This window comes from Rhizobium sp. BT04, from assembly GCF_030053135.1.
Taxonomy (GTDB): Bacteria; Pseudomonadota; Alphaproteobacteria; order Rhizobiales; family Rhizobiaceae; genus Rhizobium; species Rhizobium binxianense.
This window is the reverse complement of sequence record NZ_CP125652.1, coordinates 4,340,188-4,351,882: the sequence shown is the minus strand read 5'-3', so window position 1 is coordinate 4,351,882 and position 11,695 is coordinate 4,340,188. Positions and strand designations below refer to the sequence as shown.

At 61.7% G+C, this 11,695-nt stretch carries 15 protein-coding genes; 7 read left to right on the top strand and 8 right to left on the bottom strand.

Annotation, left to right across the window (positions count from 1 at the left end; all coding sequences use genetic code 11):
• Positions 1–194: 194 nt before the first annotated feature.
• Entirely contained in the window at positions 195–1,598 is a 1,404-nt protein-coding gene (locus QMO82_RS29660; protein ID WP_183606228.1) for a PLP-dependent aminotransferase family protein, read from the bottom strand.
• A gap of 215 nt (positions 1,599–1,813) precedes the next feature.
• Between QMO82_RS29660 and QMO82_RS29655 the strand changes: the two genes are divergently transcribed.
• Positions 1,814–2,719 carry a S1C family serine protease gene (locus QMO82_RS29655; RefSeq protein WP_183606227.1) on the top strand — a complete coding sequence of 302 codons (906 nt, stop codon included), beginning with the start codon at positions 1,814–1,816 and terminating at the stop codon, positions 2,717–2,719.
• 170 nt (positions 2,720–2,889) lie between these two features.
• Here the strand turns inward: QMO82_RS29655 and QMO82_RS29650 are convergent, their stop codons facing one another.
• The 4 genes from QMO82_RS29650 to groES all read right to left on the bottom strand — a co-directional run bounded on the left by QMO82_RS29650 (position 2,890) and on the right by groES (position 5,585).
• Entirely contained in the window at positions 2,890–3,063 is a 174-nt protein-coding gene (locus QMO82_RS29650; protein ID WP_183606226.1) for a hypothetical protein, read from the bottom strand.
• A 63-nt stretch (positions 3,064–3,126) separates the two neighbouring features.
• Positions 3,127–3,519 carry a hypothetical protein gene (locus QMO82_RS29645; protein ID WP_183606225.1) on the bottom strand — a complete coding sequence of 131 codons (393 nt, stop codon included), beginning with the start codon at positions 3,517–3,519 and terminating at the stop codon, positions 3,127–3,129.
• Positions 3,520–3,585: 66 nt separating this feature from the next.
• Positions 3,586–5,220: a chaperonin GroEL gene (groL, locus tag QMO82_RS29640; protein WP_183606224.1), complete on the bottom strand. Its 1,635-nt coding sequence runs from the start codon at positions 5,218–5,220 to the stop codon at positions 3,586–3,588.
• A 47-nt stretch (positions 5,221–5,267) separates the two neighbouring features.
• Positions 5,268–5,585, bottom strand: coding sequence for a co-chaperone GroES (gene groES, locus QMO82_RS29635; protein WP_183606223.1), 318 nt, complete (start codon positions 5,583–5,585; stop codon positions 5,268–5,270).
• Between the two features lie 512 nt (positions 5,586–6,097).
• On the opposite strand from groES, the gene QMO82_RS29630 reads away from it, so the two are divergent.
• From QMO82_RS29630 to QMO82_RS29620, 3 genes are read left to right on the top strand one after another with little or no spacing between them, the layout of a single operon-like run.
• Complete coding sequence (locus tag QMO82_RS29630) at positions 6,098–6,361, top strand: hypothetical protein (RefSeq protein WP_183606222.1); 264 nt, start codon at positions 6,098–6,100, stop codon at positions 6,359–6,361.
• Positions 6,358–6,684, top strand: a complete 327-nt coding sequence (locus tag QMO82_RS29625) for a hypothetical protein (protein ID WP_183606221.1) — start codon at positions 6,358–6,360, stop codon at positions 6,682–6,684. The genes QMO82_RS29630 and QMO82_RS29625 overlap by 4 nt, the downstream gene beginning before the upstream one ends.
• A complete protein-coding gene (locus tag QMO82_RS29620) occupies positions 6,681–6,992 on the top strand; it encodes a hypothetical protein (RefSeq protein WP_183606220.1) in 312 nt (103 codons plus the stop codon). The genes QMO82_RS29625 and QMO82_RS29620 overlap by 4 nt, the downstream gene beginning before the upstream one ends.
• A 41-nt stretch (positions 6,993–7,033) precedes the next feature.
• Here QMO82_RS29620 and QMO82_RS29615 read toward each other — a convergent pair whose 3' ends face one another.
• A complete protein-coding gene (locus QMO82_RS29615; protein WP_183606219.1) occupies positions 7,034–7,267 on the bottom strand; it encodes a hypothetical protein in 234 nt (77 codons plus the stop codon).
• Between QMO82_RS29615 and QMO82_RS29610 the strand changes: the two genes are divergently transcribed.
• Positions 7,266–7,646: a VOC family protein gene (locus QMO82_RS29610; protein ID WP_183606218.1), complete on the top strand. Its 381-nt coding sequence runs from the start codon at positions 7,266–7,268 to the stop codon at positions 7,644–7,646. The two genes, QMO82_RS29615 and QMO82_RS29610, sit on opposite strands and share 2 nt — an antisense overlap.
• A 105-nt stretch (positions 7,647–7,751) precedes the next feature.
• Here QMO82_RS29610 and QMO82_RS29605 read toward each other — a convergent pair whose 3' ends face one another.
• Positions 7,752–8,138, bottom strand: a complete 387-nt coding sequence (locus QMO82_RS29605) for an ectoine synthase (RefSeq protein ID WP_183606217.1) — start codon at positions 8,136–8,138, stop codon at positions 7,752–7,754.
• Positions 8,139–8,270: 132 nt separating this feature from the next.
• Between QMO82_RS29605 and QMO82_RS29600 the strand changes: the two genes are divergently transcribed.
• Entirely contained in the window at positions 8,271–9,134 is an 864-nt protein-coding gene (locus tag QMO82_RS29600; protein ID WP_183606216.1) for a LysR substrate-binding domain-containing protein, read from the top strand.
• 14 nt (positions 9,135–9,148) lie between these two features.
• Here QMO82_RS29600 and QMO82_RS29595 read toward each other — a convergent pair whose 3' ends face one another.
• Positions 9,149–10,111, bottom strand: a complete 963-nt coding sequence (locus tag QMO82_RS29595; protein WP_183606215.1) for a LysR family transcriptional regulator — start codon at positions 10,109–10,111, stop codon at positions 9,149–9,151.
• 124 nt (positions 10,112–10,235) lie between these two features.
• Here QMO82_RS29595 and QMO82_RS29590 point away from each other — a divergent pair, with 124 nt between their 5' ends.
• Positions 10,236–11,636: an MFS transporter gene (locus QMO82_RS29590; protein ID WP_183606214.1), complete on the top strand. Its 1,401-nt coding sequence runs from the start codon at positions 10,236–10,238 to the stop codon at positions 11,634–11,636.
• Positions 11,637–11,695 lie beyond the last annotated feature (59 nt).

Below are 11,695 nucleotides of genomic sequence, written 5' to 3'. Positions count from 1 at the left end.
TCAACTCGTCAGAATGCCGCAGGTTCCCCTCCGGCTGGCGGGGCTGATCAGCGGTATCAAAGAGGCGCCATGACGGGACTGCGGAATGCGACGGCCGCATCCGCCATCGCGAACGGTTCAAGTCGCGGCGGATTTGAATGGTCCGCTTCCGGCTTTCGGATGCGCCTGATGGGTTCAGCCGCAATGCTGGAACGTCAGAAGAACGAGGCGGCCATCTCCGGCGGGCCTTGCAGCGCATGGGCCATGAACTCCAAGGCACCCTGCAGTTTCTGACGGGTGATCGGGCCGCCGAGGCAGACCCGCACGGCCTCTGGTGCGGTACCCTCGACCGTGAAGGCGTCGCTTGCGACGACGCCGATGCCGGAGGAGCGCATGTGGCTGCCGAAGGTGGAGCGGGTCCAGCCATTGGAAAGCGGCAGCCAGATGTTGAAACTGATCGGATCGGCGCGGTAACTGCCGGTCGGCAGGATGGCGGCGACCATCTGCTGGCGGGCGGCGGCCTCGGCGCGGATGAAGCGCAGGATCGTATCGGCGGTGCCGTCTTCAATCCAGCGGGTGGCGAGCGCCCCGGTCAGCGGTGAGGCCATGACATTGTTGGCGCGCATGGCGCTGACGAAAGGCCATACGGCCTTGCTATCGGGCGCCACGACATAGGCAAGGCGCAGGCCCGCGCCGATGCATTTTGCCAGTCCGCCGATATGCCAGGTGAGATCGGGCGCTATTGCCGCAAGCGGCGGCGGGCCTTCCAGCGGAATGAAGCCGTAGGCATCGTCCTCGACGATCGGCACGTGATATTTGCGGGCAACGGCTGAGATCTCCTCGCGGCGTTTGGCCGGGATGGTCAGCGTCGTCGGGTTCTGCAGCGTCGGATTGAGATAGAGCGCCTTCGGCTTCAACCTCTCGCAGGCTCCGGCAAAGGCGTCCGGCAGGATACCGTCCTCGTCCATCAGCAGACCGGTCAGATTGAGCCGCAGCTGGGCGGCGATCGAGCGCATGCCGGGATAGGTGATGATTTCCGACAGCACGGTTTCGCCCGGCTTTGCCAGCAGGCCGAAGATCGCCAGCAGGGCCGGATGGGCGCCCGGCGTAACGAAGATCCGCTCCTGGGACGGCACCAGCCCGCGACGGCCGAGCCAGCCGGCGGCAGCTTCCTTGTCCATGCCGGCGCCGCCGAAACCCTGATAGCGCAGAAGCGGTATGAGGTTGGCTGCCACCGCCGACATGCCCTCGCGCATGCGGGCAATCAGTTCCGGATCATCCGGTTCCGGCGGCAAGTTCATCGAAAAATCGACGACGGAGACGCGGCGCGGATCAGGCGCGGCGCCGGGTGCCAAACCCGGGTGCTCCTTATCCGCGCCACCAGTGACGAAGGTGCCGCGGCCGACATGCGAATCGACAAGCCCACGCTTCTGCGCCTCGACATAACCTCTCGCCACCGTGGTGAAGTCGACATTCAGCCGCTTGGCGAGTTCGCGTTGCGGCGGCAGCCGATCTCCCACCACCAGATGGCCGCTGCGCAGATCCATTTCGATCACATCGGCGATCGCCATATAACGGGGGCTGCTGCTGCGGCTGAGATCGGGATGCCAGTTCTTCATATCGTAATCCGCGTCAGTCTGATTCCGGATGAGATTGACTGTATATTGTTGCACGGCGTCCCTGTCACCCCCCGCAAATTCGCAGGTTGCCGCCGCGTCGCGGAGGCGGTTGCGGCAAATTCCCACCCTGCAGGCTTGCCTCCGCCCCTCCGTCTTCTTACTTATTCAAGGTGGAATGCGTGGGCTTCCAGCCTGCCGCCGATCGGGATGAAAGCATGAATATCGATCCAATCCTGCGGTCAGTCGTGACCGTTCGTTCCTCCATTCCGGAAGATGCCTTCACGGCGGAGACGCTGGGCACCGTCCGGGAGGGCAGCGGCGTGGTCATTCGCGACAATGGGCTGGTGCTGACCATCGGCTATCTCATCACCGAGGCCGAGGAGGTCTGGCTGACCACCCACGACGGGCGCGTCGTTCCCGCGCATGCGCTTGCCTATGACCAGGAAACCGGCTTCGGCCTGGTGCAGGCGCTTGGGGCGCTTGATGCGCCGGCAGTGGATCTCGGCGACGCTGCCACGGCCAAACCCGGCGATCCCGTCGTGCTTGCCGATGGCATCGGAGAATTCGTCGAGGCCAACATCGTCGCCCGGCAGGAATTCGCCGGCTACTGGGAATATCTGCTGGACGAGGCGATTTTCACGGCGCCAGCCCATCCTTCTTGGGGCGGTGCGGCGCTGATCGGTTCGGACGGCAAGCTTCTGGGCATCGGTTCACTTCGCCTGCAAATGAGCCAGGGCGACGAGGTCGCCGATATCAACATGGTCGTACCGATCGACCTTTTGCCGCCGATCCTCGACGATCTGTTGAATCGCGGCCAAGTGAACAAGCCGCCCCGACCCTGGCTCGGCGCATTTTCGGCCGAAAGCAATGGCGGTGTGGTGGTCATGAGCGTTGCCGAAGGCGGTCCGGCCGCTCAGGCCGGCCTGCGGCAGGGTGATATCATCTCGGAGATTCGCGACGAAGAAGTCGATGGCCTGGCCGATTTCTACCGCAAGATCTGGAGCAGCGGCCCGGCCGGCGCTGAGATCCCGATGCGTATCCTCAGGAACGGCCGGGAGGCCTGGCTGCGCATCAAGTCCGCCGACCGCAACAGCTTTCTCAGAAAGCCGCAGCTGCAGTAAGGTCGCGCCAGCGTCGTGAAAGCCGCTGGCGCTCGTTCCAGCGGATGTCCGTGCATCCTTATCCCGCCGCAGCGATTTTCCGAGGTGATCGTCCGGAAGCGCACCGGCTCGGTGCTGACCTCCACCTCGATGAGAGCCAGGGGCGTGGTCAAAAACGCCCGTCCATGCACTCAGATAAACTGGTCGTCATCTTCCGCCGCCCGCGGCGGCGCGGCGCGGCGCGTGCTGTCATTAGCAGCCTTCTTGTGCTCGTCAGCCGCTGCCTCACGGATTGTCTGGAAGCGGTTGTCGGCGGCGTTTTCTGCGGCTGGCTGCTTGTCGCTCTTTTTCACGAAACGGATCATTGGTCATGTCCTGCTTTGACAGTGGCAGCGCTCCGCAACATCGGAGCGCCCGGGAAAACGGTGTCAGACGGCAAGCGCGGTGGCGCAGGCCTGAACACTTCGGCTGTCGGGTGAGGTCTGCCCGGGCATGGTCGCCCAACCGCCGGCCTCGATGAACTGACGCTGCTTGTAGCCTTCGGTAATCGCCTTGAACTCGATCAGTTTGGCGCTTGCATCCGGCGCCGCGTTGAATCGCTCGACGCAAATGGCAGACGCCAGTTCTCCGCGTGCAACGTCGCCGGCGGCGGCTGCCGCTTTGCTTGACGTCCCGCCTGTTACCCAACCTCCCCAGCTGAAGCCGATAATCATCGTGGCGATCGCCGTGACGACGCAGGCCCAGACGAGAAGCGTCTTAGATGGCTGGTAACTGTCGAAACGCTGGGTGATCGATGTCTTGCTGCTGTTCTGCACGGACATTGGAATTCTTCCTGTCTATCGTTCGAGTTAGGCCGTCCGGCGACGCCGGAAAGGTTCAGGCTGTTCTCAGTATCCCATATCGCCCATGCCGCCGTTTCCGGCTGCAGGGGCAGATTCTCTTGCGGGAATGTCGGCGATCATCACTTCGGCGGTGATCAGAAGCGCGGCAATCGAACCGGCGTCCTGCAGAGCGGTGCGCACGACCTTGGCGGGATCGACGATGCCGGCCTCGATCATATCGACATAGGTCTCTGTCTGTGCGTCGAAGCCCTGATTGTGATTATTGCTGCCCGCGAGTTTTCCAACAACGATGGAACCCTCGAACCCGGCATTGTCGGCGATCTGCCGGATCGGGGCTTCGAGCGCCCTGAGCACGATCGAGATGCCCGCCGTCACGTCGGCGTTCTCCCCGGTCAGGCTCGTGAGCGCCGACTTGGCGCGCAACAGTGCCACGCCGCCGCCGGGCACGATGCCCTCTTCGACAGCCGCACGGGTGGCGTTCAGCGCATCGTCGATGCGGTCCTTCTTTTCCTTGACTTCCGTCTCGGTCGCGCCGCCGACGCGGATGACCGCGACGCCGCCGGCGAGTTTGGCCAGGCGTTCCTGCAGTTTTTCTTTGTCATAGTCAGAGGTGCTCTCCTCGATCTGCGCCTTGATCTGCTGGATGCGCGCCTGGATGGCCGCTTTCTCGCCGGCGCCATCGATGATCGTGGTGGATTCCTTGTCGATCAGCACGCGCTTGGCGCGGCCGAGCATATCGAGCGTGACGTTGTCGAGCTTGATGCCGAGATCCTCGGAAATCATCTGGCCTGATGTAAGCACGGCAATGTCTTCCAGCATGGCCTTGCGGCGATCACCGAAGCCCGGCGCCTTGACGGCCGCGACCTTCAGGCCGCCGCGCAGCTTATTGACAACAAGCGTCGCCAGCGCCTCGCCTTCGACGTCCTCGGAGATGAGCAGAAGCGGTTTACCGGTCTGCACGACGGCTTCCAGGATTGGCAGCATCGCCTGCAGACTGCCGAGTTTCTTCTCGTGAAGGAGGATATAGGGTTCCTCCAGTTCCACGCGCATCTTCTCGGCATTGGTGACGAAGTAGGGCGAGAGATAGCCGCGGTCAAACTGCATGCCCTCGACGACGTCGAGTTCGGTCTCGGCAGTGCGCGCTTCTTCGACTGTTATGACGCCCTCATTGCCGACCTTGTCCATCGCCTTGGCGATCATCTCACCGATGGCGGCGTCGCCATTGGCGGCAATGGTGCCGACCTGGGCAATCTCGGCTGACGATTTGACCTTCATCGCCCGCGCCTGGATCTCCTTGACGACGGCGGTAACGCCGAGATCGATGCCGCGCCTGAGATCCATCGGGTTCAGGCCGGCTGCGACGAGCTTTGCGCCTTCGCGGAAGATGGAGGCGGCGAGTACCGTTGCCGTCGTCGTGCCGTCGCCGGCAAGATCATTGGTCTTCGAAGCCACCTCGCGCACCATCTGCGCGCCCATGTTCTCGAACTTGTCTTCGAGCTCGATCTCCTTGGCGACGCTAACGCCGTCCTTGGTAATGCGCGGTGCGCCATAGGACTTGTCGATGACGACGTTGCGACCCTTTGGGCCAAGCGTCACCTTGACGGCATTGTTGAGCAATTCGACGCCGCGCAGCAGGCGATCGCGCGCATCGGTGGAGAATCTGATTTGCTTGGCAGACATGATATGTGTCCAGTTCGGTCTTGAGATGCGGATCGGAATGCGATCGGTCAGGCAGCCTTTTGAAAGGCTTCTTCGGTCTTTTCGACGATGCCCACGATGTCGGTCTCCTTCATGATCAGAAGGGTCTCGCCATCGATCGTGACCTCTGCCCCCGACCATTTTCCAAACAGAATGAGATCACCGACCTTAACGTCGAGCGGGACCAGATTGCCGCTTTTGTCGCGCAGGCCCGGCCCGACCGCGACCACTTCGCCTTGCTGCGGCTTCTCCTTGGCGGCGTCTGGAATGATGATCCCGCCCTTGGATTTGACATCGCCTTCCGCACGTCGAATGACGACGCGGTCGTGCAGTGAACGGAATTTCATAGAGGTCTTTCTGCTGCCGGCGCATATGGCGGCTGCAATCTATAAATAGCATTCGCGGCACTCGATTGATAGGAGTGCCAATAAATATTAATTCGCGGAGGAATTTTTTGAGATATTCAGGAAATCAATCCGACCGGATATTTTGTAATAATCAGGAAATTAATAGAATTTTTGCGCGGTCGCGCTTCATTTTATTTTCGTGAACGAAGAGTTAATTTGGCGTTTTTCATATATAAATCAGAATTTATCTTGATTTAAACTCAATCTAGGCGTAACGATAAGCCTCGTCGATTTGGCCGACTTGGCTTCGCGGTGTCAGAGACCTACGACCCGCCATACACCACCGAATTCTCGATAGCGAAAGTATCACGTCGTTCCGGCGTGTATTTCGCGTGTTCCGATCCGGAATGAACTTGGCGCTGACCGCGGATGTACCGGCAGCGTTGAGGTCGTCCGGTTCGGATCTAACCACACAGGAAACGCATCGGTGTCTTCCTGCGGAGGCCTCAGCCATGACAAGTCGCACAACACAGACCGTCGTCCACTTTTCATCTCCATTCCGCCTGCCAGGTTTCGACGGGGCACAACCAGCCGGAGAATACCGCGTCGACTATGACGAAGAATTGATCGATGGTGTTTCCAGGCTCGCCTGGCGACGGATCGGCGCCTTCATCCACCTGCCGGCGATCGCCGCACAGAGTTCGACACTGCAGATGATGCCTATCCATCCGTCAGATCTCGAAACCGCGCTCGAAAAGGATCACAAACCGTCATGACCGCTACGCGCATCCCGCAACGCAATGGACGCCCCATCCGACGCGAGGCAGCAACACATATCTTCAAGGTCGGGCAGACCGTCCGGTTGAAGGACGGGTTCTTTGTCGTTCCCTCCAAGCTCCCCGACACATACCGCATTACCGCCACGCTGCCTCTGAGAGGCAATCTGCTGCAATACCGCATCCGCAGTGACGACGAGCGTCATGAGCGGGTGACGACGGAAGACAGCCTGGAGCCGGTAAACCTATTGCCCGGCATCGGCGCAACACTGATCGAGACAACGTTTGGCCACGGCCCGAAGGATGGAAGGGTGACATCGTGAGCAGCCCTGAAGACGAAGGAAGACGGAACGCCTTTGTTGGCGGCAAAAACAAGGGTGGCGCGGCCGGCCACTACTCCATGGACATCGGACGCGACGGCCGGATCGAACCCGCCCGTTCGTGGGCCGTCTATCACGCGAGTGTTCCGGCGCACGCGGATTATGCCGTGATCGGCGGGAGCCGTTCGGAGGCCGGGAGAGACATGCTGTCCTTCAATCTTCTCAACATAGGATACCGGAAGGAATGGCTCAGGCTATCGGACGCTGCGCAGCTCGCTCGTGACACCCCGCCGGCTCACCCGTGGCGCTAGGGCGGATCTTGGCGGATGCGGCAAGGCAGTCTGACCGTGGTTCAAAGCCAGTTGCGCCCTCCCCCAAAATCATATGACAGCGCCGCAGGGCTTGCGCTGAACAGCGGCAATTTCGGCGCGCCTGATTTCTGCGCCAGACGCTGGATCGGATCGCCGGCCGTGAATGACGCCCTATCGTTGACTTGGGACGACGGTTGAAAGATGTTGGCGTCGTGCCATCTTGGGGATGAACAGTCCTGCGAGGACTGGCGGAAGATAGGGAGTTGGCGGTCCATGTTCGATCATATCTCCATCGGCGTAAAAGACCTCGAAAGAGCCCGCCGTTTCTACGACGCGGCGCTGGCGCCACTCGGATATGAGCGTCTGTCCAATTCCGACACCATGATCGGCTACGGCCCGGAAGAGGTCGGGCTCTGGGTGATGCAGGTGGAGCAGCCTGTTGTTGCCGACATGCGATCCGGGCTGCATTTCTGCTTCGTCGCCCCGACCGAGGCCGCGGTCGATGCCTTTCATGCGGCAGCCCTCGCATCCGGCGGCACGGATAATGGCGAACCTGGTATCCGGCCGGATTACGGACGCTTCTATTACGCCGCCTTCATCATCGATCCGGACGGCTACCGCCTCGAAGCGTATTTCCACAAAGGTGAGCTGTAACAGGCTGCTCGAGCGGCTCAGCTTCCTGGAAGCACCGACCGCTCAAAGCTTTGTTTTCAAGCGTTCCTCTGGGAAAACCGCGCTTCTTCCCTTATCCGGCTGCTGTCAATAAGCCGACCCCGAGGGATCGCTCAGATTATGGCGCTCGGATCCCTTCAGCGGCGGATTGAAGACGCTGACAAGGATCAGGTCCTGGTCACGGCCGCCGCGCAGCAGATGCCTGTCATGCTTGTCGAGCACATAGATATCGCCCTGGCGAATCGGGAAGACAGTGCCCTGCATATCCTCCACCTCGCCCTCGCCGGCGATGCAATAGCAGGCCTCGAGATGCTGGCGGTATTCGAGAAGCGAGACGGTGTTGGCGCGCACGATCGTATGGCAAACGGTAAAGCCCATGCCATCCTTTTCCGTCAGCAAACGATGGCTCGTCCCGTTGCCCCATTCCACGAAATAATCGGTTGCTTCGACATCCTTCAGGCTGCGCACGTACATTCCGTTCTCCTACTGTAAGAAAATTTGACACGTCCGCGGTACTGTTCAGATCCGTTGCCTGCAGTCATACTGTTGATTCTCATGTTCGAACAAATGATGATTCCTAATCTGACTGCTGAGGAAAACTTACAGATGACACTTCCATTCGGCGCATTGAGAGCCTTCGAAGCGGCAGCGCGTCTCTCCAGTTTTTCGCGCGCCGGCGACGAATTGCGCGTCACGCATGCCGCGATCAGCCATCAGATCCGTCATTTGGAAGAATGGTTCGGACGGGCCTTATTTCTGCGTGAAAAACGCGGCGTGCGGCTCGCACCCGAGGCCAAAAGCTTTGCCGAAACCCTATCGAGCAGCTTTGAAAGAATTTCCGCAGAAGCGGAAATGCTGAAGCTAACGACCAGATCTGAGATCACCGTCGGCTGCATCCCGTCCGTCGCGACGCGATGGCTCATACCGTCGCTCGGCGATTTCCTTACGAAGCATCCTGATGTCACAATAAAGGTGGTCTACGCCATGGCCGAACAGCGTCTGCGTGAAACCGGCTGCGATGTGCTGATTACACTTGGCGCCGACACCTTCGAAGGCGTCGTTTGTCACCAGCTATTCTCCCGCGCCACGCAACCTGTCGCCAGTCCGCGCTATCTTGAAAGAAAGGGTGGCGTCGACCACGCGACACAGATCGCAACGGCAGACCTGCTCCATGACGAGACCACCGCGCATTGGGCGCTATGGCTCGACAAGGCGGGCGTGCCGTTGACGCGACCGCTGAAGGGGCCGGTGTTTCAAGATTTTAATTTGCTCGCGACCGCCGCCATTGCCGGTCATGGCGTGGCACTTTGTCCGGTCGAGTTATGCCGCCGTGAAATCGAGAACGGCGACCTGATCGTGCTCTCGGACATCTCGATTCTCGAACAGGAAAGCTATTTCCTCATCTGCAAGGCGTCCCCGCAAAAATCAATTTCCGCTTTCTCTATGTGGTTCAAATCGGTCATTGAATAGAGGGGCCGGGGCTCCTACGCCGCAGCTCTCGATATCGAAACGCAGCAGCCGGAGGCTTCGAGTGCCTCGCCGGCGACGTCGAGGAACAGGCGGCGGAACCAGCGCGCCCGGCCGTCGGCCTGGTCGACCCGGCGATAAAGCATGGTCACCGGATCGGCCGGCAGTGAAAGCGGCGGTTCGCAGATCGTCAGCCCATGCAATTGCGCCATGCAGCGGCCGATCGATTCGGGCACGGTGGCGATGGCGGGCATGGCCCTGAGCGCCGTCGGCAGAGCGGAAAAGCGCGGCACAGTCGCCACCACACGCCTGACATGGCCGGTGCGGCTCAGCGCGATATCGATGCTGGTCGCGGCATTGCCCTCGAAAGAGACGGTGACATGGGCGACATCGGCAAAATCCTTGAGGCCCAGCGGCGCCTTCAGCCGGAGTTGGGCCTCGTCGTAAATGCAGATCGATGCCTGATTGAACAGCGGCGCACGGATGTGCCAGGAGGCCGGCTCCTCGTGCACGGAGACGCTGAAATCGAAGACGCCCTCGTCCAGCCGGCGCGCCGCATCGCGCTTGTCGGAGGCGATGCCGATCAGCCGGGCACCGGGTGAAAGCTGGAGAAGACGGGCGGCAAGCGGGCCGAAGAAGGCCGATTCGAGGTTGTCGCACATGCCGATGCGGAACTCGCCCTGCCAGCTTGCCGGATCGAATTCGGATTGCGGGCGGATCGCGCGCTCGATGCCCGAGAGCGCATCCTCGATCGCCGGGGCGATGGAAAGGGCGCGCGGCGTCGGCTGCAAGCCGCGGCCGACACGCACGAACAATTCGTCGTCCAGCGCCTCGCGCAGGCGCCGCAAGGCGGCCGATAGGCCGGGCTGGCCGAGCAGCAGCCGCTCGGCGGCACGGCTGACATTGCGCTCCTGCATCAGCACCGAAAAGGCCAGCAGTAGATTCAGGTCGATTTTGCGAAGCATGGCATCATTCATCATCGTGAGTAATACCTGGCATGGCTACTATCAATTTGCAATAGGATTGGAAGCCGTACATTTTCTCGTTCCCTGCCGCCCGGCATCCTCCCTCCGATGAGGCGGCAGCAAAGAAGGAACGATTTCGATGACATTTTCCAAATCGAAAAGCGGGACGGGGCTGGCATTGCTGCTGCTCTGCGCCGCCAACTTTCTCGACGCCATGGACGTCTCCACCATCGGCGTAGCACTGCCTGCCATCCAGGCCGAACTCGGCATGGAGGCGACCTCGCTGCAATGGGCCGTCAGCGCTTATGTGCTCGGCTATGGCGGCTTCCTGCTGCTCGGCGGCCGGGTCGCCGATGTCTTCGGCCATCGCCGTGTTTTTCTCTGGTCGCTGGCGATCTTTGCTGCCGCCAGCATCGCCGGCGGCTTCGTCGACAGTGGCCCGACGCTGATCGCCGCCCGCCTGGTCAAGGGCATTGCCGCCGCCTTCACCGCACCCGCGGCGCTTGCGCTGCTGCTCTCCGTCTTCGGCGAGGGAACGGCGCGGGCCAAGGCGCTCGGCGTCTTCTCCTCCACTGGCGCCGCCGGCTTCGTGCTCGGCATGGTGCTCGGCGGGGCCGCGACGATCATCAGTTGGCGGGCGACGCTTGTTATGGGCGCGCCCGTCGCCATCCTGACGCTCTTTCTTGCGCCGCTGGTGTTGCCCGCCGACCCCAAAAGGACGGGACCGCGGCCGGCCTTCGACTGGGCCGGCGCGCTGACGATCACGCCAGGACTGCTGCTCTTCGTCTTCGGCATCACCAATGCCGCAGCCGCCGGCTGGCAGGACTTTGCGAGCTGGGGTTCGCTCGCGGCGTCGCTGGCGCTGATCCTGCTCTTCCTCGTGGTCGAAACGCGCCATGCCGATCCGATGGTGCCGCTCGGCATGTTCCGTCGAGCCAAGCTTCGGCATGCCAATGCGATTGCCGCCCTCTTCCAGGGCGCCTATGTCGGCTTCCAGTTCCTGGCGACGCTCTATTATCAGAACGTCATCGGCTGGTCGGCCTTTACCACCGGCTTCTGCTTTGCGCTGGGCGGGGTCTTCGTGATGTTCCTGGCGCCGCGTTTTGCGACGCTCGCTCAAAATCGCGGCGCCACCGGGCTGATGGCGACGGGTGTCGGGCTGCAGGCCTTCAGCTACATCTTCTGGGTGACCGCACTCGGACATGTCGACCCGATCCTGCTCGTCATCTTCTCGCAGATCCCGCTCGGCCTCGGTTACGCCCTGACTTACCCCTCGGTGCAGGTCGCGGCGCTTTCCGATGTGGAGGACGGCAAGGCGGGGCTCGCCTCCGGGCTGCTCTTCGCCTCCTTCCAGATCGGCGGCGGCATCGTGCTTGCGGCCGCCTCGGCGGTGTTCAGCGCTGCACCGCATTTCGGCTGGGACCCCTATGTCGCCGGCATCGCCTTCGTGGCGCTGCTTGCGGTCGCGATCACCCTGCTTGCAGCCGCCGGGCCCCGGACATCGGCCGCCCGCAGGCCCACCTATCAGCCGGCGGAATGACCTCAGCAGCCCGCACCCTCACCGGTGCGGGCCGCCCATCAACCGGTGCGATACCGCAG

Excerpts from the sequence above, each read along its gene's own strand:
- QMO82_RS29660 (WP_183606228.1), bottom strand. The coding sequence starts at position 1,598 with ATGAAGAACTGGCATCCCGATCTCAGCCGCAGCAGCAGCCCCCGTTAT.
- QMO82_RS29655 (WP_183606227.1), top strand. The coding sequence starts at position 1,814 with ATGAATATCGATCCAATCCTGCGGTCAGTCGTGACCGTTCGTTCCTCC.
- QMO82_RS29650 (WP_183606226.1), bottom strand. The coding sequence starts at position 3,063 with ATGATCCGTTTCGTGAAAAAGAGCGACAAGCAGCCAGCCGCAGAAAAC.
- QMO82_RS29645 (WP_183606225.1), bottom strand. The coding sequence starts at position 3,519 with ATGTCCGTGCAGAACAGCAGCAAGACATCGATCACCCAGCGTTTCGAC.
- groL (WP_183606224.1), bottom strand. The coding sequence starts at position 5,220 with ATGTCTGCCAAGCAAATCAGATTCTCCACCGATGCGCGCGATCGCCTG.
- groES (WP_183606223.1), bottom strand. The coding sequence starts at position 5,585 with ATGAAATTCCGTTCACTGCACGACCGCGTCGTCATTCGACGTGCGGAA.
- QMO82_RS29630 (WP_183606222.1), top strand. The coding sequence starts at position 6,098 with ATGACAAGTCGCACAACACAGACCGTCGTCCACTTTTCATCTCCATTC.
- QMO82_RS29625 (WP_183606221.1), top strand. The coding sequence starts at position 6,358 with ATGACCGCTACGCGCATCCCGCAACGCAATGGACGCCCCATCCGACGC.
- QMO82_RS29610 (WP_183606218.1), top strand. The coding sequence starts at position 7,266 with ATGTTCGATCATATCTCCATCGGCGTAAAAGACCTCGAAAGAGCCCGC.
- QMO82_RS29615 (WP_183606219.1), bottom strand. The coding sequence starts at position 7,267 with ATGGACCGCCAACTCCCTATCTTCCGCCAGTCCTCGCAGGACTGTTCA.
- QMO82_RS29605 (WP_183606217.1), bottom strand. The coding sequence starts at position 8,138 with ATGTACGTGCGCAGCCTGAAGGATGTCGAAGCAACCGATTATTTCGTG.
- QMO82_RS29600 (WP_183606216.1), top strand. The coding sequence starts at position 8,271 with ATGACACTTCCATTCGGCGCATTGAGAGCCTTCGAAGCGGCAGCGCGT.
- QMO82_RS29595 (WP_183606215.1), bottom strand. The coding sequence starts at position 10,111 with ATGATGAATGATGCCATGCTTCGCAAAATCGACCTGAATCTACTGCTG.
- QMO82_RS29590 (WP_183606214.1), top strand. The coding sequence starts at position 10,236 with ATGACATTTTCCAAATCGAAAAGCGGGACGGGGCTGGCATTGCTGCTG.